Raw genomic sequence first — 18481 nt, 5'->3', positions numbered from 1 at the left:
AATTACCCCTAAGGATCGGTTAAGAAAAGGGCTGGGCGGAGCGATGGCCATGGTTCGGCGCACTAATGAGGTCATTGATATTCTGCTGCATGGTTAGGCAAATTGCATCCAAGGGCAGATCATTGAGGTCACGGCCAAAGGGATTTTCGATTTCGATGCCAATTTCTTCAACGCCAAAGAGGGTAAAGGCAATGAGTCCCACCATTAGGCCTGTCCACCACACGAGGTTATCCACCAGTTGAAAGGGTAGCAGCAAGCAATAGAGAAATAATAGCTGCTTGAGATGAATGGCATAGGCAAGGGGCATCGGTGTTTTCAAAATTCGCTCACAGGCACCCATGGCATCCACCAATTGCACCAGCAGTTCATCCATGTAAGTGAGTTGGTACAGGGACAGGGAGCCACAGCGGTGTTGGTGGTGCAGATAGTCCTCAATCCACAGGGCAATGCGCAAGGGGACATTTTGCACCGTTTGTAGCTCTTTGTATTGATGGGGCTTGAGCAGGGGTTCTAATTCGGCAAAGGATTCTCCTCGCAGGTGTTGCTTGGTGGCGATCGCAAACACCCCCACTAAATGAACGGCATCAATTTTGGCTTGGTGATCCTCCGGACTATTTTCGTCAATGGCAGTCCACATCAAGCGGGTTAGGCTGCGGGAATTATTCACAATGTTGCCCCACTGGCGGCGACCTTCCCAAAAGCGCTCATAGGCAGTGTTGGTGCGAAAGACGAGGAGCAACCCCAGCACAATCGAGGGAATGAGACTGCCTAGCACTGGCCAGTGGACATTGATCACATAAAGGTCGATCACCGTCACCAAGACGCCAAAGCCACCGCAAAAGAGCACTTCCGAAAGAATGGCCGGAATGACCGAGCCACGCAAACGCAGCGCCAGACGTAACCATTGCGGCGGTTGCAACAAAAACTTCGCCACGCCCGACCGATCTCGGGGTAATTGGCGTCTGAAGGGGTGAAAACCGAAGAAAGAGAAGCGGCTCATGAATACCAGTGGGCGATTCCCACCCCAATCTTTAGCACACTGGCGTGCTGAAACCGTGTTTTTACCGCAAAGAACAGCCGAAGAGACTGCAAATCTTAAGAAAATCCGTTACCCCTTGCCATTCCCCCACAGAAGTGTTAAGTTATATTAAGAACATGAAACACTTTGTAACAAACGGAGGACAAAAATGAGAAGCGGCAGCATTATTGATGAACAAGGCAAAATGAACAACTTTGCCATTGAACCCAAAATGTACGTGATGAGTGAGCCGCAGGCTGGGTTTACTCCCTATGCAGAACTCTTCAATGGTCGCTTGGCCATGATTGGCTTTATCTCCCTGCTGGTCTTGGAAGTGATTACGGGTCACGGTCTGATTGGCTTTTTGAATAGCCTCTAGGTCGTCGCTGCGCTCTTAGGCATATCCGTTCTTCAGCAGCCCTTGTGCGGTTAGAAAGAACAAATAACTCATGGAATGGGTCAGCCTGCCTCTCGGGGTGGGCTTTTTGCTTGTAGTCTTTATTGGAATTAGTCTTTATTGGAATTAGTAAATCATAAATTATTGTTTACATCTTGCTTCTATGGACAGAGCTATGTAAACTAACCAAAGAATTGTCTATTTAACCTATGCTGCGAGAAAAAATTTTGCGCATCCTCGGCTACTCGACCAAATGCCTGTGGGCTGATCTGGCAGTTTTGTTCGGTTTGGGTTGTGCAGGCGTGGGCATTGGCTATGGCAATATGGCTGTAGCCACCGGCGGTGTCTCAATTAGTCTCAGTGCGGCTTGGTTTTCCATTCGCGAGAATCAGCAAGCTCTCCTCAGTCAGCAACCTCAAAGGGCGATCGCCCCAAGGGATCAAACAGATGTCAGTTTAGATCACTTCCAGCGAGAATCCCTAGAGCAAATTCTTGATCTATGTCGCAATTTCTACAGTAGAGCGCATTCACAGCTTCCCAGTAATTTCCAAGAGAAAGATGTGCAAGTTGTCCTTGAAAGGCTCTTGAGAAGTACGTTTCCCAACTCGGATATTAGACGGGAGTACCCTATTCCTCAGCCCTACTCCCATGGTCGATTGATTGACTTTATGCTTGTTGATGAGAAGGTTGCAATTGAGGTCAAGGTAGTCTCAGCACAGGGAGGGCGGAATCGGTTATTTAAAGAATTAGCAATAGACCTTGAAGCGTACCGCCATAGTGAAATGAGTTTTAGAAAATTGATTTGTTTTGTTTACGATCCTAATAATCAATTACCCAATCCGCGTGGCTTTGAAAATCACCTGAGGGGCGATCGCGGGGGATTTGAGGTCATCACAATCGTGGCACAAAATCCTTATCAGGCTAATGGAGTCGCTTCAGCGGGATAGGTGAGTGACAATCACGCAGTTTAAGGCCTTGAAAGGATCGCGAGACAATTGCTTTTCGGGCAACACTTTGCTTAATATCTGTCTCAGGGCATTCAGCACCTTTTCCTGCATATCTTCAACCTTGGCCAGTCCTGCCAGTTGATGGACAACGTTATTGCGTTGCTGATAGTAGGCCTCGATCCGCTGGAAGTGAGGAGCAAGATCCGTTGTTTGGGAGTCATACTCTAAAACTGCTAGCAAAAGCTCCCGCGTCACGACATCAAGGAACAGGCGATCGCCATTTTTGCGCTGGTAGCTTCTGAGGTATTGCCAAAGTCGACCCTGATCGTGGTGTTGCAGCAAGTTCAAGCTGCGTTCTCGCGTTGCCCCATCAGTTGTAATGCCAAGGCCCACCGTCTCTTGTACAAAGTATTGCAATAAGTTTTCGTACAAACTCATGGCCAAGATTAGGGCTTCTGCATAGCGCCCCACCGTAAATAGGCCAACAACTTGAAAGTAAGTGTCCCGAAAGAGAGCATGGCGATTGTTCTGCCGCAGTTGGGCGATTTCCTGAAACCAGAGCTTTTCAATCTCAGTTTTGTAGGGGTTGATGGCATCAAAGGCTTGGTGGTAGTTGCGGGCAAGGCGATATTTACCATAGCGAATCAGTGCTAAGGCCAGAGGAGCCTCAATAGAGCTATGCTTGAGGGAAATTTCAGCCCCTTGGTAGTCATAACTATCCAACTGCTGTTGAATCCCTTGACGATCTAACGCTTGGCGAAAGACATTTAAGTCCACCGCAAATATTCGCTCTTGACCTGGTCGAATTTCTTGGGGATTGCGGGCTTGCCATAGCCGGAGTCGGTGTTGCGTCTCGATCGCCTGTAAAATGCCCCAAGCCGCTTTCATGGCGGGGGTACCAGAGGAACCATTCAGTTCTAGCCAGTCGTTGGAGCCTTGATAATACTTGGCTAGGTGTAGTGCGCGCCTGGCCTCTTGGACGGCGATGACAGGGTTAATTGGGTCTGCGGAGAGTTCCCTGCTGACCACTTTTAGGTGAATTGCCTCCTCGCCAATTTGCAGCTCACTGTGAAGCCAGTCCTTGGTGTCGATCGCCCGTTGTTGAAAGTCTTCTGTGTAGAGCAATAGAACCCGTTTGATCGGCTGCTGTTGGGCTAAAAACTTTGCCAGTGAAACAATGGAGCCTTCTTGGTTGGTTTTCTCAGAGTACGGATCTTGATGACCCACAAAGGAAAGGAGAATGCTACAACCCATAGTGGTTTTCACAGAAGGTCTCTTGTCTATGTTGCCGCAATCATCCCCTATATTTCAGGCTGTGTCGGATGATGAGACAGCGTTTGACTCTCAGGTGTCCTGTGAGTAGGGGCGGTCAGCGCGAGGCTAACGGATTGATGGAGAGTTGGGAAGTGTCAGAAAAGTAGAGCGTTTAGTGGCAAGACGGTATAGACACCAGAAAGACTTTATCGCCCCAATGCTGTTTTCAGGATATTTGAATGGGTGAGGGTTTGTGAGCTGGCTGAGTCAATACTGTTTGCCGGCGTTAGAGAGACCATCGCTGTTGATTAGTTGATTATGGATAATGCACCGATTCATCCCCAAGGGGGGATGCAGGCAGTGGTAAAAGCGGCGGGTCACGCGGTGTTATTTTTACCGAAATCCTCTCCTGATTTGAATGTGGTTGAGCATGACTTTAGTGGGCTGAAGTGAGTGGGCTGAAGCGAGCGCGGAGGTATGCAGGGTCAAACCGTTCTATGGATGAGGTGATTCGCAAGTATTGTGCTGGATAATGTCTCATTCTTGATTGGAATAGCTATATATTGCCACAATCGTGCCTGATCCGTGGCGGTATTGGTGCCATCGCCAAGCGTGATCAATGATTTGCTCGATGTCAGGGTACTGCGGCTGCCAACCTAAAATCTGACGGGCGCGATCGCTATTGGCAACGAGGATTGCGGCGTCTCCTGCTCGGCGATCGCCCTCAACGACTGGAATCGAACAACCTGTGACCCTCTGAGCGGCTTCAATAATTTGCCGCACCGAAAAGCCTTGGCCATTCCCCAAGTTAAAAATTTGCGAGTCGCCGCCACTCAGGAGGTACTTTAATCCCAGCACATGGGCTTGGGCTAGGTCCACGACATGGATGTAGTCGCGAATGCAGGTGCCATCGGGAGTAGGGTAATCTGTGCCATAAATGCAGATGTGGGGGCGTCGTCCCATCGCCGCCTGCAACACTAGGGGAATCAAGTGGGTTTCTGGATGGTGATCTTCCCCTAAGCGGGAGTCGGGATCGGCGCCTGCGGCATTGAAATAGCGGAAAATTACCGACTTGAGGCCGTAGGCCCTGCCCATATCGGCAGCAATTTGCTCCACCATCCACTTGGAGCGCCCGTAGGGGTTAATGGGAGCACAGGGACAGGTTTCGCGAATCGGCACCTCTGAGGGCAAGCCATAGACGGCGGCTGTGGAGGAAAAGACAAAATAGGGAATCGCGGCGGCCACCATCGCCTGTAAGAGGGTCAGGGCACCATAAACATTATTTTGATAAAAGCGATCGGGGGAGCGGACAGACTCGCCCACTTCAATATAGGCAGCAAAGTGCATTACTGCCGTCACGGGATAGGTTTGAAAAATCCAATCTAAGAGGGAGCGATCGCCAATATGACCCACAATGAGTTCTGTTTTAAGAACAGACTCGACCAAATCGCGGTGCCCTCGCTCAAGGCTATCTAAAATCAGTACTTGGAAGCCGGCTTGCTGCAGTGCCAAAACGGTATGGCTGCCAATATAGCCCGCGCCCCCGGTGACCAGAATCAGCGGCGAATTATTACCATTATTAATTGTCATTAAAGTCCATCTGTTACACTAGGAAAGCTGCTACAAATTCTGCCATGACCAGTGACTTGCACCATGAAATCACCCAAGAGGTGAAACGACGTCGTAATTTCGCCATTATCTCTCACCCGGATGCCGGGAAAACGACGCTGACGGAAAAGTTACTGCTCTACGGTGGGGCTATTCACGAGGCGGGAGCCGTCAAAGCACGACGGGCACAGCGGCAGGCCACCTCTGACTGGATGGAAATGGAGCAACAACGGGGGATTTCGATTACCTCGACGGTCTTGCAGTTTGAGTACCAAGGCTATCAGATTAACCTCTTGGATACCCCCGGCCACCAAGACTTTAGTGAAGATACCTATCGCACCCTTGCGGCGGCTGATAATGCCGTGATGCTGGTGGATGCGGCCAAGGGTCTAGAACCCCAAACCCGTAAGCTCTTTGAGGTGTGCCAACTGCGGGGTCTGCCGATTTTTACATTCATCAACAAGCTGGATCGGCCGGGGCGGGAACCCCTTGAACTGATTGATGAAATTGAACAGGAGTTGGGGCTGATTCCCTATCCTGTGAACTGGCCGCTAGGAATGGGCGATCGCTTTCGCGGCGTCTATGATCGCGTGCGCCGCAACTTTCACTTTTTTGAGCGCACGACCCACGGTAGTCGTGCTGCGGCGGAAACCATCCTTGCCCTTGGCGATCCGGCCATTGACGCCTACATTGAGCCCTATCGCTTGGAATATCACCAACTCAAGGACGAACTGGAACTGCTAGATGGGGTTGGTGCTGAACTCGACCTCAATTTGGTGCATCAGGGAAAAATGACTCCCGTCTTCTTTGGCAGTGCCATGACCAACTTTGGCGTGCGCCTGTTTCTGGAGCACTTTTTGACCTATGCGTTGCCACCCATGGCCTACAAGAGCGATCGCGGGGCGATTGATCCGACGCAGGAGCATTTCACTGGCTTTGTGTTTAAGCTGCAGGCCAATATGGATCCGAAACATCGCGATCGCGTCGCCTTTGTGCGGGTCTGTAGCGGCAAATTTGAGAAGGACATGACCGTCAACCATGCTCGCACCGGCAAAACCATCCGCCTTTCTCGTCCCCAAAAACTCTTTGCCCAAGGTCGCGAATCCCTTGAAACGGCCTATGCGGGCGATGTGATTGGCCTGAATAATCCAGGCATGTTTGCCATTGGCGACACCCTCTATGTCGGCGCCAAATTGGAATATGAAGGCATTCCCTGTTTTTCCCCAGAACTCTTTGCCTATCTGCGCAACCCCAACCCCTCCAAGTTCAAATCCTTCCAAAAAGGGGTGAATGAGCTACGGGAAGAGGGTGCCGTGCAAATCATGTACTCTACCGATGAATCGAAACGAGAACCGATTCTGGCGGCAGTTGGCCAATTGCAATTTGAAGTGGTGCAGTTTCGCCTATTAAACGAATACGGTGTGGAAACTCGTCTTGACCCTCTCCCCTATACCGTTGCGCGCTGGGTACTGGATGGTTGGGAAGCCCTTGCAGCCATTGGCCGCATCTTTAATGCTGTCACCGTCAAAGACAGTTGGGGACGGCCGGTGCTGCTCTTTAAGAATGAGTGGAATCTGCAACAGACAATGGCAGATCATCCCAAACTGCGCCTGAGCGCGATCGCCCCCCTTGCCGCTGTTGTGTCTGCCTAGCTGCCCCATGAGTAGTGTCTATACCCGTCCCCTTGCTCGTCTCATTGAGCAGTTGCAACGCCTGCCGGGCATTGGCCCCAAAACCGCCCAACGTCTTGCCCTTCACCTGATCAAACGTCCCGAGGCTGATATTCAAGCCTTGGCGCAAGCTCTCCTTGAAGCGAAACAGCAGGTGGGGCTTTGTTCCGTGTGCTTTCACCTCTCTGCCGAACCCGTGTGTGACATCTGTGCCTCCCCCCAGCGAGACAATCATCTCCTTTGTGTGGTGGCTGATTCCCGCGATGTCATTGCCATTGAAAAAACCCGCGAGTACCACGGCAAGTACCATGTCTTGGGCGGACTCATTTCGCCCCTAGAGGGCATCACCCCCGAACACCTGCACATTCAACCTCTGATTCAGCGCGCCAGCCAACCGCAGGTGCAAGAGGTGATCTTGGCCATCAACCCCAGTATTGAAGGGGAAACGACCACTCTCTATGTGGGGCAGCTGCTGCGGCCTTTTGTGAAGGTCACTCGCATTGCCTTTGGCCTACCGGTGGGCGGTGATCTCGACTATGCCGATGAAATGACCCTTGCCCGTGCCCTTGCCGGTCGCCGGGAAATTGAGTGGCAGTAGCTTAGTGCCCCCCCTGCAATCGCCGCAATGCCGTCACAATTTGGTGAATGGCTCGCTTCAGTTGCTCGACCTCGTGGTGTAACCGCTGGTTTTCCGCTTCCAAAGCGGCGAGGCGATTCTCATCCCCACCACTACCTGTTGCCGCTGGTTGCTGTTGCAGTTGCGCAACCGTTGCTTGAAGTTGAGCAAAGTCATTTGCCTTGACAGATTGTGCCTGCAAAGCTTGAATGGCACCTTCAAGGGCGGCCAGTTTGGCATAGACGGGGGTGAGATCCACAGCGACGGGAGCCGCTACTTCCGCAGGAGCTGCTGCTTTGACGGGTCTGGGCTTACGGGCTTTGCGAAAGGCCTCTTGAATTGCTGCTTCGAGTTGTTCTTTTTCAAAGGGCTTCTCAATGAACTCAAACCACTCAAAGGGTTCTTGGAGCTTCTCGGTGACCTCTTCCTTGCGCCCTGACATAATTACGAGGGGGATAGCGCCAAGGAGATCATTTTTCTCCAATTCTTGATAAACTTCCCAGCCGCTCACCTTCGGCAGCAGAAAATCCAGCATGATCAACGTCGGCTCAGACTGCTCAATGAGTTGCAGACCTTCACGGCCATCCTTGGCCTCAAGGATTTCGTAGTCGCCCTCTGGCAACATCTCGCGGACGCGCATCCGGATTACTTTACTGTCATCAATGACAAGGACTTTGCGGCTAGTCACGGAAACACTCCATTCTATACAAGATTCCTATAGCAAGAGATTGTGAATAGAGGGCGGCAGTGGCATGACCACTACGTGATTTCAACCTTAGCATAGCCCTATCTTTTGGAGTTGGCCACTCGCCTTACACTGCGGCAAAGCGTCCCTGAACCCAAAAATTTGGGGTCAAAGACCCACCCTTGAGGGCAGGAGAATGTCACAATAGAAGTCTCAGCCGGATGAAAGATTTGTTAGATAGATCAGCCCCTATGCCAGAGTTTGCTGCTGCCCCTATCCACCTTCCCAAAACCAGTGAATCGGAGCGGATCAAGCGTATTCGCCACACCACGTCCCATATTTTGGCAATGGCAGTCCAGAAGCTGTTTCCCAAGGCGCAGGTCACAATTGGTCCTTGGACTGAGAGTGGATTTTATTACGATTTTGACCACCCCGAACCCTTCAGCGAAAAAGACTTGAAGCTCATTGAAAAGGAGATGGTCAAGATCATTAAGCGCAAGTTGCCGGTGATCTGCGAGGAAGTGACCCGTGAGGAGGCCGAGCGCCGCATCCGGGAGCTAGGGGAACCCTACAAGCTGGAAATTCTCCAAGACCTCGAGGAGCCAATTACGATTTACCACTTGGGGGATGAGTGGTGGGATCTCTGTGCGGGACCCCACGTTGAAAATACGGGCGAGATTAACCCCAAGGCGATCGCCCTTGAAAGTGTTGCCGGTGCCTACTGGCGCGGCGATGAAACCAAAGCCCAACTGCAGCGCATCTACGGTACTGCTTGGGAAACCCCAGAACAACTGGCGGAATATAAACGCCGCAAAGAAGAAGCCCTGCGCCGTGACCACCGCAAACTGGGCAAAGAGCTGGGTCTCTTTATTTTCGCTGATCCTGTAGGACCAGGGCTACCCCTGTGGACTCCTAAGGGAACGATTCTGCGCTCAACCCTCGAGGAGTTTCTCAAAAAAGAGCAAATGAAGCGGGGATATCTACCGGTGGTGAGTCCGCACATTGCCCGTGTGGATCTATTTAAGACCTCTGGCCACTGGCAAAAGTACAAAGAGGATATGTTTCCCCTGATGGCCGAAGATGCTGAGGCGGCAGCCAACGAGCAGGGCTTTGTCCTCAAGCCAATGAACTGCCCCTTCCACATTCAAATCTATAAAAGTGAGTTGCGCTCCTACCGTGACTTGCCCCTACGGTTGGCGGAGTTTGGTACGGTTTATCGCTATGAGCAGTCCGGGGAATTGGGGGGCTTGACGCGGGTGCGGGGCTTTACCGTTGATGACTCCCACCTTTTTGTCACGCCGGAGCAGTTGGATGCCGAGTTTTTGAATGTGGTTGATCTCATTCTCTCGGTCTTTCGCTGTCTGCGTTTAAATAAATTCAAGGCACGGCTGAGCTTCCGCGATCCCAAATCCGACAAGTACATTGGCTCCGATGAGGCTTGGTCAAAGGCGGAGTCAGCAATTCAGCGAGCGGTAGAACAGTTGGGCATGGAGCATTTCTTGGGGATTGGGGAGGCCGCCTTCTATGGCCCCAAGCTCGACTTTATCTTTGAGGATGCCCTCGGTCGCGAGTGGCAGTTGGGAACGGTTCAGGTGGACTACAATTTGCCTGAGCGCTTTGATTTGGAATACGTTGCTGAGGACAATACCCGCCGCCGACCGGTGATGATTCACCGTGCCCCCTTTGGCTCGCTGGAGCGGCTCATTGGCATTCTCATTGAGGAGTATGCAGGGGATTTCCCCTTCTGGCTGGCACCCGAGCAAGTGCGCCTGTTGCCCGTGGGGGATGAGCAACGCCCCTATGCCGAACGTGTGGCCGCTCAACTGCGAGAGCAGGGCATCCGCGTGAGTGTGGATCGCACGGGCGATCGCCTAGGTAAACAAATCCGCAATGCTGAAACCCAGAAAATTCCTGTGATGGGCATTGTGGGTGCCAAGGAAGTCGAAAGCGAGACCGTGAGTATCCGCACCCGTGCAGCGGGAGATGTCGGCGCCTTGTCTGTTGAACAACTCATCGAGAAACTGACATCGGCAGTGAATGCAATGGATGCCGAGATTCAGTGGCAGTAGGCCGAGCCTTCTGGCGAATAGGGAGTATAAGCAGAAGTGTTAAATCCGCAAACGAAGCTTAATGTCCCCGTTGCGGGGACTGTTGCGTCATCCTACAACTAAAGGATTATCCTCCTTCGTAAGGGTGTTCTCTAGCACCCAGCCCAGCTTTTGCTGCTGTAGTCCCATCAGCTGAGATTTTTAAGTGTGACACGAAGTCTCGGCCAAGTGATAGGCTAGGGCTTGCTGTTGCATCGTTCGAAAAATGTTGTAAAAGCCATTGGCTCGCGAGGGGGTTAAGCTGACATTCAGTCCGGTTTGCTGAATAAAGTCAGGTTTTAACTGGAGGATTTCTGCAGGTGTCAACCCACTCAACCCTTCAACCAATAGCCCCACTAATCCCTTCGTCACTTGAGCGTCAGAATCCCCCTGAAAAATCACCTTGCCCTGCTCTAAAGAGGCCATCACGTACACTTGGGAGACACAGCCGGGTACGCGGTTGGCGGCAACCTTCTGCTCCTCAGGAAATGGCGGCAGGCGCTTTGCAAAGCTCAGTAAGTATTCATAGCGCCGCTTTGGATCTGAGATCTGTTGGAACCGCTGAACAATGCGATCGAGGGAAGCCGGTAAAGGCTGGCAGGCGGAGGGCATATTTACCTAGAAGAACGCTGCTGAGAAAAATGATAGCTATTTCTCATTTTAGCCTCAGCAGTTGCACAATAACGGCAGCAGTCAACCTAGGGGCAGCTTTTCATACCAATAGACCGCCGTGCTCTTACCCTTAACTCATAACTTGTGTTAGCCTTGAATGTACTCACTCGGTTCTGGTGGGGATCAGCCATCAGACGCAAGGGGGAAAGTGCAGTGCAAATCTGCCGCTGTCCCGCAGCTGTGATGAGAGGCACTACTCTCTCAGTCAGAATGCCCGCCGAGTTGTGAATGTCGTTATGCCAACATCTGCGAGGTACAGATGATGTTCTTCATGCTTCAATTTTCATTAATTTGCCTAGGTAAAGAACCCCCCTACCGCCCTTTTCTCGCAACGTTGCTGCCGTTGCTGTAGCACAAGTGATTTTGGAGATTTTCAAGCACCTACAAGCACTTAGACAAGGGGTTGCTCTTGCAGTGACCCACGTTAGGTTCTGCTGATGATGCTGGAAGTGTACTGCTTGTTGGGCTGAAAACAGCTATCTTTCTTTGTCTATTGAGAGAACTGTCAAAACTCAGGGTACTGCAACAATGACCATTCAAACTGCAACGCTAGGCTACCCCCGCATTGGTAAAAATAGTGAGCTGAAAAAGGCATTGGAAGCCTTTTGGAATGGCAAATACAATCAAGAAAATTTGCTACAAACAGTTCAAGAGATTGAATTGGCAAATTGGCAAACGCAACTGCAGGCTGGCATTGATCGCATTGGCGTTGGCGATACCAGTTTTTACGATCCCGTCCTTGACTGGAGTGTCCGCCTCGGCCTCATCCCACAGCGGTATCAAGCCTTTACAGGGCTGGAGCAATACTTTGCAATGGCTCGTGGCAAAGAGAGGATTCCAGCTCTTGAGATGACCAAATGGTTTGACACCAACTATCACTACTTGGTTCCCGAAATGAGTCAGCCTCTTCAGGCAGCGGACTTTAGTGATTTTCTGGGCATCATTGGTCGCGCCCAAAGGGTCTTGGGCGATCGCGCCGTTCCCATGGTGCTAGGGCCTTTAACCCTGCTACGGCTGAGTCGGCTGCAGATGAATCTAGAGGAAGCGTTGTCTTGCCTAGTGGAGCGCTATCTTATCCTGTTGGCTGAATTGAAGAACCTAGGGGTGGTTGAGGTACAAATCCACGAACCTGCCTTGGTTTTTGGGGACACCAACAACTTCAGGGAATTGTATGAATCAACATTTGATGCGCTCTGTCAAGTTGGCTTGCCGATTTACCTAGTGACCTACTTTGATGATCTCGGCGCTGCCTATCCTTGGGTGGTGACGTTGCCCGTAGCCGGCATTAGTCTAGATTTTACCCGTGGGCAGAACTTGGCATTATTGCAGCAGTATGGTTTCCCAAGGGATAAACAGCTGGGAGTGGGTATTGTGGATGCCCGAAACATTTGGAAAATTTGCCCAGAACCTGTCGTGTCAACCTTAGCAGCGATTCAGGGTATCACAACTAATATCCGGTTGCACCCCTCAGCCTCTTTACAATTCGTCCCCTACGATGCAGCACGAGAAGTGAAGTTACCAGAGCCATTGCGGCGGGTGTTGAGTTTTGCCGAACAAAAGTTGGATGAGGTGGTGCTATTGGCACAGACGCTGCAGGAGAGTCCCAAAGCCCTTGCCCAGCACCCCCAATTGGCAGAGATTGAAGCCCAGTGGCAGGCCTTTAAGGAATTTAGGCCTGTGAATCCAGTGGTACAACAGCGGTTGCGCAATTTAACCGTCAACGATCTGGAACGGGCTATGCCCTATAAACAACGCCGCCAACTGCAGCCCACCTTACCGCTCTTTCCGACAACTACCATTGGTTCTTTTCCGCAAACCCCAGAAGTGCGGCAATTGCGGGTGAAGCTCAAGCGCGGAGAAATCACCCTTGCTGAGTACCAAGCAGCAATTGATGCTGAAATTGCCAAATGCATTCGATTTCAGGAAGAAATTGGCCTAGATGTATTGGTGCATGGCGAGTTTGAACGCACCGACATGGTGGAATTCTTTGGCCAGAAGCTCACTGGTTTTGTCTTTACTGAACACGGCTGGGTGCAAAGCTATGGCAGTCGCTGTGTGCGTCCACCCATTATTTATGGGGATGTAGCGCGAACCGAGCCAATGACGGTGCGAGAGTTTAAGGTGGCGCAATCGTTGACACAAAAAATCGTCAAGGGTATGCTGACGGGGCCGGTAACAATGATTAACTGGTCTTTTACCCGCACCGATATTCCGCGTAGCGAACAGGCGATGCAGATTGCCTTGGCTCTACGGGATGAAGTGGCCGATTTAGAAGCTGCTGGGGCAAAGATTATCCAGATTGATGAACCCGCTTTACGGGAAGGATTACCCCTCAAGCCGGAACGTTGGCAGGAGTACTTGGCTTGGGCCGTCGATGCGTTTCGGTTGGCGGCTGGTGTGGCTAAGCCAGAAACCCAAATTCATACCCACATGTGCTATTCGGAGTTTGGCGACATTATTCAACATATCGAGCGCCTAGATGCAGATGTGTTGTCCATTGAAAATAGCCGCAGTAACAATGAAACGCTCTTTGAAATTACTGATGCCGGCTATCAACAGCAGGTGGGCAATGGTGTTTATGATGTTCATAGTCCGGCAGTTCCCACTGTTGAGCAGATGGTTCAGCAGCTGGAGACTGCGATCGCCCATCTACCCAGTGACCAGATTTGGGTTAACCCAGACTGCGGTCTGAAAACCCGTCGCTGGGAGGAAGTGATTCCCTCACTGAAAAACATGGTGGCCGCCGCCCAGCAATTGCGAGGGGCTCGTCTTACCAACTGAGGATCTGTTGTCGCTGCCAGCGCACCGTTGCCCCCTTAAAATCGCAGGATTTTTCCACCACTCAAAACTGCGTTTCCATTCCTGCGATTAGCGGGGCAATGCTTGTAAGCAGGCTGCCCCATGCCTAAAGACCTGCTCCATGATTGGTAGGGGCACCTGACCTCGGCTGATGGGACATCCGCATGAGTGTGGATCGTACGGGCGATCGCTAGGTCAACAAATCCGCAATGCTGAAACCTAGAAAATTCCTGTGATGGGCATTGTGGGTGCCAAGGAAGTCGAAAGCGAGACCGTGAGTATCCGCACCCGTGCAGCAGGAGATGTCGGCGCTTTCCCTGTTAAGGAACTGGTTGAAAAACTCACCTCTGCCATGACTGCGATCGATGCCGATATTCAGTGGCAATAGTGGGCAATTGATCTACAGGGCAGTTGACCTCACCTTTAATAGTTTGTCAAAATGAGCGGCGAGTGGTTCTCGCGATCGCGTAGCGTACCCTTTGGGTAATCGCTCTAATCAATTCTCTAGGGAACAGAATGACTGAAACACCGATTTCACCAACAACGGTTTTGCAACAACTGCAATGGCGCTACGCCACGAAGAAATTTGACCCCAATCGCAAAATTCCTGTGGATCTGTGGCAAACACTTCTACAAAGTCTGGTACTGGCTCCTTCTTCCTTTGGCCTGCAACCGTGGAAGTTTTACGTCATTGAGACGCCTGCGCTACGCCAAGCCCTGCTCCCCCACACTTGGAATCAACGGCAGGTGGTGGATGCCTCCCACTTAGTGGTATTTGCCATTAAAACCAATCTCAATGCTACGGACGTCGATCGCTACCTTGCACGGCAAGCGGAAGTCCACCAAACCGCAGTGGAAAATCTGCAAAAGTATGGGGACTTGGTCAAGGGCTTTTTGCAGTCACCCCCCTACCCCCTCAATGTTGATGAATGGTCAACCCGCCAAGTCTATATTGCTTTGGGTCAGTTTATGGTGACGGCGGCGCTGCTGGGCATTGACACCTGCCCGATGGAGGGTTTCTTGCCCCAAGAATATGATCGCCTTCTCGGTCTACCTGCCCAGGGTTATCATGCCGTCGTTCTATGTGCAGCGGGCTATCGAGCGGCCGATGACAACTATGCGACTTTGCCCAAGGTACGCTATCCCCTAGAGGCAGTTGTGGAAGTGCGCTAAGGTTCACGAATTGACCCCGCTGGACATGGGCTAAGCTAGAAATAGCTCGGTACAAACGTTTGTATGTCTTTGCACACCGATGATCCCATTGACCACAATTTAGTTGATTTAGAAATCGTTCCCGCCAAAGAAGAAGAGCGCTCTGAACCCACCAACATTATTATTCGCGAGATGGGCATTGACGACATTGCCCCTGTATTTCACCTTGGTGAGGAACTCTTCACCAGTGATCTGTATCCCTCGCTGTATCGCATCTGGGATGAGTGGGAGGTTATTGGTTTCTACAACACCGATCCCGAATACTGTCTGGTGGCCGAAGCCGACTCGCAAGTGGCAGGGTTTATCTTAGGCACAATTATTAGCAAAGCCCCTTGGGTCTATGGCTACATTAACTGGCTGGGGGTACATCCGCAGTATCAACGGCGGGGGATTGCCGACAAGCTCGTAGATAAGCTCATTGAACGCATGATTGAGGAGGGGGCGCGATTTATGCTGGTGGATACCGATCCGGCCAACACGCCCGCAGTGAAGTTCTTTACGCGTAAGGGCTTTGGCAATCCGCGGCGGCATGTCTTTTTTTCGTTAAACTTAACCAAGCACGAAATCTATGGCCGGCTGATTGCCTACGAGCGCGATCGCTCCGAGCGGTTGACCTATCGCCGTCCCCGCCGCCGCTAGAAAGCGGAAATCTAGATAGTCGTTCCTTGGAGGTGTCTGCCCCGGTGACTCTTTCTTCTGCCCCCTCAGATGAGATTCCTGTTCCTGCCCACATCCATTACGAGTTAGCGCTGCAAATTTTGGAACAGGTCTCGTTGCCCGCCCTCCCTCCCCACTCCAGTGGTTACCAGCAACTCCATAGTGCGGTCATTCATCTGCGCAAAGCCCTGCGGCTGCAAAAGCAGTTTGAGGAGGAATGGCAATTGAGAGGCGGCAGTGTGGAGTACCAATGGTCGCTGAATCGCGATCGCCCCCCAGCTCAGAGCAAGTAACCCAATCCCAAGAGCAAGCTACTCCAAAAATGCAGTTGCACCGCAATAAATTTCGAGTTCTTGATCTGCTCAGGGACACTGTGAAATTGCGCCATCCGCTGGCACAAATAAATCGCCCAAGGCAGTGAACTCAAAGCCAGCAGTGTTGGCCATGGCAGGATTCCCCATGCGACACTGGCCAGCAACACCCCATAAAAAAGACCACAGGCACCATAGACCAGTTGAGCACTGCGAGCCGTCCCTAAGCGCACGACCGGTGAACGTTTGCCAGCGGCTAGATCATCGGCCACTTGGTGAAAGTGGGAGCAAAAAAGAATCAGTGTTGTCGTTAGACCATTGAGGATAGCCACTGGCCAAATACTAGGGCTAAAGGTTTGCACTTGGCTATAGTAGGCAGCAGCGATCGCCAAAGGTCCAAAGCAGATAAAACAAATCGGCTCCCCCAAGCCCAAATAGCCCAAACGAAAGGGCGGGCCTTGGTAGCTATAGCCTAGGGCACAGCAGAGCAATACCAACCCTAAAACCGTTGCATCCTGTTGCAACCAACTAATGGCCGCAATCCCCAGTAGCCCCAAGAGTAAGCAGAGGTTGCTCAGCCAGAAGATGAGTTGCTTTTTGCCCGTGAGATTGACGACCGAATGGTACTTGTGGCGATCGATCCCCGTTTCGGCATCAAACACATCATTACTGAGATTCAGCCAAACCAAAATCAGCACTGCCGCTGTCAGAAACAACCCAAAAGGCCACCAGTGCACCCTTCCCGTTTCGGCGATCGCCACCGCCGTGCCCAACCAAATGGGCATCACTGCCACACTGTACATGGGCAGTTTAATCGCCGCCCACCACAAACGGGAGCGATCTATCGATTCTGACGGACTAGCCATCTCACCCATACTTGAGTCACCTTCGTCAGCATATCATTGCCGCTCCTGTCCATAGATCGCTTGTTTCGCTGCCCAAATGGCCTGCCGCAACGTTGGATTATTCAGCTTATAGCTATAGATGCCCAAGTCCCGCGCTAAGGCCACCAGTTGTGGGCGAGTCAGCCGCTCTAGCTCCGCGATCGTCAGCGTTTCGATAGTGGGTTGAGGCGGACACAGTCGGCGTTCAAGGGCGGCCACTTGCTGTTCTAGGGCACTCAGTCGCTGCAAAACTGTGGGACAGGCCATCTCCGTCGGCTGAAGAGATTGTTGCAAAATTTTACGAATTGCCTCACTAAGGGAACCGCATCCCTGCTGGACTTGCCAGCGTTGGAGTTGGCCATAGAGTTCAGCATCTAAACGAACCGTGATCTTTTTGTGGGGCATGCCTGAAATTCTAAAAAAAAACCGACAAACTTACCTACAGTCTGTCGGCTCGTTGTGTGTTCCCTGTTGATGACTCGGATAGTACTGAGTCACTATTTAGTATGACCCATCCCCCGATAGAATGACTGTGACGATGATCACAATTTAGCCGCCTTTTATTGCGTTTCACCAAATTCTCTCATTAGACTTTCCAAATTCCCTATGACCTCTCCCCTAGACGGTACGATTATTTTGCCCGGCAACCCCCTGAGCGTCCCCCTACGGCGGCGTTTACTCCATGTGAATGGGATAGGGAGCGATGCTGCCAAGCAACGGCGGGATTTGAACCGCCTTGCCGAACTCACAGCGACTTATCCTTTAGAAATTCGGGGCATTCACAATCAGACCCATGGCTTCCAAGCGGATCTCTTGGAAAGTTTCCTCGGTAAGGCAGAACTCTACCGTTTTTGGCTCCAGACCCCAGCCCCAGACCCCAGCAAAGATCGCCGCTATGAGTATGCCAAACTCCTTAGCCAACTGGTGAGCAAAGACCTTGCCGATGATGCCGATATTCTAGCGATCGCCCAACCGAGCCAACTGCAACAGCGCCCCCTCGATATCAATAGCACCGCTGACTTAACGAAACTCCTTGACCTCTCGTTCCTACAAAAATTAGGCTGGGGGGATTTTGTCCAGTATCTCTACGGTGCCTTTCCAGCCGGCGCGCCGCGTCCCACCCTGCGGTTGGCCTATGAAATCGTCAAGGGGTTACAAGCGGGAGCCGAATTGTACCTTGTCGCCCATAGTCAAGGGTTAATTATTACTGCCCTTGCCTGCCACATTGTCCGCCAATTGCTGCTGCCACAAACGAAATGGATGGAGATGGTTCATCTCATTGGCTATGGCCCGGCCATTTTCTTTGCGGATTTACCGCCAGAGCTACAGCCGCGAACCATCCTAATTCAACACCGTCAAGATGTGGTGGCCGAAACCCTGAGCAATCTTCGCAATGTCGATCTGTGGACTAACTTGCAAACCCAGATGGAAAAAGCCATTCACTACGCTGATGATCTGTTGAAAGTGCTCGGTCAAGATAGCCACCACTCTGCCAGTTTCTATTTGGGGTTACAGGACAGCCCCAGCAGCCGGCGATCGGCAGAACTGATACAAATTTTATTAACCCAAAGCTGGACAGCCACCCCCAGTCTTGCCGTCCTTGGGGGCACACGGCTGATCCTTGAACTTTAGCGGATGAGTGGCAGAAGCGGCTATCCTAGTAG

The 18481-nt window shown here is 51.7% G+C and carries 18 protein-coding genes, 1 pseudogene and 1 riboswitch; of the genes and pseudogenes, 12 read left to right on the top strand and 7 right to left on the bottom strand.

Annotation, left to right across the window (positions count from 1 at the left end; genetic code table 11):
* Positions 1–19: 19 nt before the first annotated feature.
* Positions 20–1000 (bottom strand): bestrophin family protein, encoded by a 981-nt coding sequence (locus tag RHH53_RS08555; RefSeq protein ID WP_302678060.1) that lies wholly within the window; start codon positions 998–1000, stop codon positions 20–22.
* 187 nt (positions 1001–1187) lie between these two features.
* Between RHH53_RS08555 and RHH53_RS08550 the strand changes: the two genes are divergently transcribed.
* Both RHH53_RS08550 and RHH53_RS08545 read left to right on the top strand, forming a co-directional pair.
* Positions 1188–1397 (top strand): chlorophyll a/b-binding protein, encoded by a 210-nt coding sequence (locus RHH53_RS08550; protein WP_310743678.1) that lies wholly within the window; start codon positions 1188–1190, stop codon positions 1395–1397.
* A gap of 227 nt (positions 1398–1624) precedes the next feature.
* Positions 1625–2362 (top strand): hypothetical protein, encoded by a 738-nt coding sequence (locus RHH53_RS08545; RefSeq protein WP_206199802.1) that lies wholly within the window; start codon positions 1625–1627, stop codon positions 2360–2362.
* Here RHH53_RS08545 and RHH53_RS08540 read toward each other — a convergent pair.
* Positions 2351–3616, bottom strand: a complete 1266-nt coding sequence (locus RHH53_RS08540; RefSeq protein WP_310453681.1) for a hypothetical protein — start codon at positions 3614–3616, stop codon at positions 2351–2353. The genes RHH53_RS08545 and RHH53_RS08540 overlap by 12 nt on opposite strands.
* A 166-nt stretch (positions 3617–3782) precedes the next feature.
* Here RHH53_RS08540 and RHH53_RS08535 point away from each other — a divergent pair.
* Positions 3783–4149: pseudogene (locus RHH53_RS08535) on the top strand (transposase); the annotation flags it as partial.
* 4 nt (positions 4150–4153) lie between these two features.
* On the opposite strand, the gene galE reads toward RHH53_RS08535, so the two are convergent.
* Positions 4154–5206 carry a UDP-glucose 4-epimerase GalE gene (galE, locus tag RHH53_RS08530; RefSeq protein ID WP_206199799.1) on the bottom strand — a complete coding sequence of 351 codons (1053 nt, stop codon included), beginning with the start codon at positions 5204–5206 and terminating at the stop codon, positions 4154–4156.
* A 44-nt stretch (positions 5207–5250) separates the two neighbouring features.
* Here galE and RHH53_RS08525 point away from each other — a divergent pair, with 44 nt between their 5' ends.
* Both RHH53_RS08525 and recR read left to right on the top strand, forming a co-directional pair.
* The gene (locus RHH53_RS08525; protein WP_310743677.1) at positions 5251–6876 is read left to right on the top strand and encodes a peptide chain release factor 3; all 1626 of its coding nucleotides are present in this window, start codon (positions 5251–5253) and stop codon (positions 6874–6876) included.
* 7 nt (positions 6877–6883) lie between these two features.
* Entirely contained in the window at positions 6884–7492 is a 609-nt protein-coding gene (gene recR / locus RHH53_RS08520) for a recombination mediator RecR (protein ID WP_206199797.1), read from the top strand.
* A gap of 1 nt (position 7493) precedes the next feature.
* Here recR and RHH53_RS08515 read toward each other — a convergent pair whose 3' ends face one another.
* Entirely contained in the window at positions 7494–8198 is a 705-nt protein-coding gene (locus RHH53_RS08515) for a response regulator (protein WP_310438214.1), read from the bottom strand.
* A gap of 248 nt (positions 8199–8446) precedes the next feature.
* On the opposite strand from RHH53_RS08515, the gene thrS reads away from it, so the two are divergent.
* Positions 8447–10264: a threonine--tRNA ligase gene (gene thrS / locus RHH53_RS08510; protein WP_302676116.1), complete on the top strand. Its 1818-nt coding sequence runs from the start codon at positions 8447–8449 to the stop codon at positions 10262–10264.
* Positions 10265–10444: 180 nt separating this feature from the next.
* Here thrS and RHH53_RS08505 read toward each other — a convergent pair whose 3' ends face one another.
* Positions 10445–10894, bottom strand: a complete 450-nt coding sequence (locus RHH53_RS08505; protein WP_302676115.1) for a SufE family protein — start codon at positions 10892–10894, stop codon at positions 10445–10447.
* 151 nt (positions 10895–11045) lie between these two features.
* Positions 11046–11191, top strand: a riboswitch (cobalamin riboswitch).
* Between the two features lie 291 nt (positions 11192–11482).
* On the opposite strand from RHH53_RS08505, the gene metE reads away from it, so the two are divergent.
* From metE to RHH53_RS08480, 5 genes are all read left to right on the top strand, one after another.
* Complete coding sequence (gene metE, locus RHH53_RS08500) at positions 11483–13735, top strand: 5-methyltetrahydropteroyltriglutamate--homocysteine S-methyltransferase (RefSeq protein ID WP_310743676.1); 2253 nt, start codon at positions 11483–11485, stop codon at positions 13733–13735.
* 253 nt (positions 13736–13988) lie between these two features.
* A complete protein-coding gene (locus tag RHH53_RS08495) occupies positions 13989–14141 on the top strand; it encodes a His/Gly/Thr/Pro-type tRNA ligase C-terminal domain-containing protein (protein ID WP_255521535.1) in 153 nt (50 codons plus the stop codon).
* A gap of 128 nt (positions 14142–14269) precedes the next feature.
* Entirely contained in the window at positions 14270–14926 is a 657-nt protein-coding gene (locus RHH53_RS08490) for an NAD(P)H-dependent oxidoreductase (protein WP_310453678.1), read from the top strand.
* Positions 14927–15097: 171 nt separating this feature from the next.
* Positions 15098–15604, top strand: coding sequence for a GNAT family N-acetyltransferase (locus RHH53_RS08485; protein WP_225901709.1), 507 nt, complete (start codon positions 15098–15100; stop codon positions 15602–15604).
* Between the two features lie 44 nt (positions 15605–15648).
* The gene (locus RHH53_RS08480) at positions 15649–15915 is read left to right on the top strand and encodes a DUF5340 domain-containing protein (RefSeq protein WP_206199789.1); all 267 of its coding nucleotides are present in this window, start codon (positions 15649–15651) and stop codon (positions 15913–15915) included.
* Here the strand turns inward: RHH53_RS08480 and menA are convergent.
* Together menA and RHH53_RS08470 are read right to left on the bottom strand one after the other, a co-directional pair.
* Positions 15903–16799, bottom strand: a complete 897-nt coding sequence (gene menA, locus RHH53_RS08475) for a 2-carboxy-1,4-naphthoquinone phytyltransferase (RefSeq protein ID WP_206199788.1) — start codon at positions 16797–16799, stop codon at positions 15903–15905. The two genes, RHH53_RS08480 and menA, sit on opposite strands and share 13 nt — an antisense overlap.
* Before the next feature lie 33 nt (positions 16800–16832).
* On the bottom strand, positions 16833–17222 hold the full coding sequence (locus RHH53_RS08470) for a hypothetical protein (protein WP_310743675.1): 390 nt from the start codon (positions 17220–17222) through the stop codon (positions 16833–16835).
* Between the two features lie 201 nt (positions 17223–17423).
* Here RHH53_RS08470 and RHH53_RS08465 point away from each other — a divergent pair, with 201 nt between their 5' ends.
* The gene (locus tag RHH53_RS08465; RefSeq protein ID WP_302676110.1) at positions 17424–18449 is read left to right on the top strand and encodes a hypothetical protein; all 1026 of its coding nucleotides are present in this window, start codon (positions 17424–17426) and stop codon (positions 18447–18449) included.
* The last annotated feature ends 32 nt before the right edge of the window (positions 18450–18481 follow it).

Origin of the sequence: Thermosynechococcus sp. PKX82, from assembly GCF_031583255.1 — a bacterium.
In the GTDB taxonomy this organism is placed as follows: Bacteria; Cyanobacteriota; Cyanobacteriia; order Thermosynechococcales; family Thermosynechococcaceae; genus Thermosynechococcus.
This window is presented reverse-complemented; position numbering and strand designations above follow the sequence as displayed.

Excerpts from the sequence above, each read along its gene's own strand:
- RHH53_RS08555 (WP_302678060.1), bottom strand. The coding sequence starts at position 1,000 with ATGAGCCGCTTCTCTTTCTTCGGTTTTCACCCCTTCAGACGCCAATTA.
- RHH53_RS08550 (WP_310743678.1), top strand. The coding sequence starts at position 1,188 with ATGAGAAGCGGCAGCATTATTGATGAACAAGGCAAAATGAACAACTTT.
- RHH53_RS08545 (WP_206199802.1), top strand. The coding sequence starts at position 1,625 with ATGCTGCGAGAAAAAATTTTGCGCATCCTCGGCTACTCGACCAAATGC.
- RHH53_RS08540 (WP_310453681.1), bottom strand. The coding sequence starts at position 3,616 with ATGGGTTGTAGCATTCTCCTTTCCTTTGTGGGTCATCAAGATCCGTAC.
- galE (WP_206199799.1), bottom strand. The coding sequence starts at position 5,206 with ATGACAATTAATAATGGTAATAATTCGCCGCTGATTCTGGTCACCGGG.
- RHH53_RS08525 (WP_310743677.1), top strand. The coding sequence starts at position 5,251 with ATGACCAGTGACTTGCACCATGAAATCACCCAAGAGGTGAAACGACGT.
- recR (WP_206199797.1), top strand. The coding sequence starts at position 6,884 with ATGAGTAGTGTCTATACCCGTCCCCTTGCTCGTCTCATTGAGCAGTTG.
- thrS (WP_302676116.1), top strand. The coding sequence starts at position 8,447 with ATGCCAGAGTTTGCTGCTGCCCCTATCCACCTTCCCAAAACCAGTGAA.
- RHH53_RS08505 (WP_302676115.1), bottom strand. The coding sequence starts at position 10,894 with ATGCCCTCCGCCTGCCAGCCTTTACCGGCTTCCCTCGATCGCATTGTT.
- metE (WP_310743676.1), top strand. The coding sequence starts at position 11,483 with ATGACCATTCAAACTGCAACGCTAGGCTACCCCCGCATTGGTAAAAAT.
- RHH53_RS08495 (WP_255521535.1), top strand. The coding sequence starts at position 13,989 with ATGGGCATTGTGGGTGCCAAGGAAGTCGAAAGCGAGACCGTGAGTATC.
- RHH53_RS08490 (WP_310453678.1), top strand. The coding sequence starts at position 14,270 with ATGACTGAAACACCGATTTCACCAACAACGGTTTTGCAACAACTGCAA.
- RHH53_RS08485 (WP_225901709.1), top strand. The coding sequence starts at position 15,098 with ATGGGCATTGACGACATTGCCCCTGTATTTCACCTTGGTGAGGAACTC.
- menA (WP_206199788.1), bottom strand. The coding sequence starts at position 16,799 with ATGGCTAGTCCGTCAGAATCGATAGATCGCTCCCGTTTGTGGTGGGCG.
- RHH53_RS08470 (WP_310743675.1), bottom strand. The coding sequence starts at position 17,222 with ATGCCCCACAAAAAGATCACGGTTCGTTTAGATGCTGAACTCTATGGC.
- RHH53_RS08465 (WP_302676110.1), top strand. The coding sequence starts at position 17,424 with ATGACCTCTCCCCTAGACGGTACGATTATTTTGCCCGGCAACCCCCTG.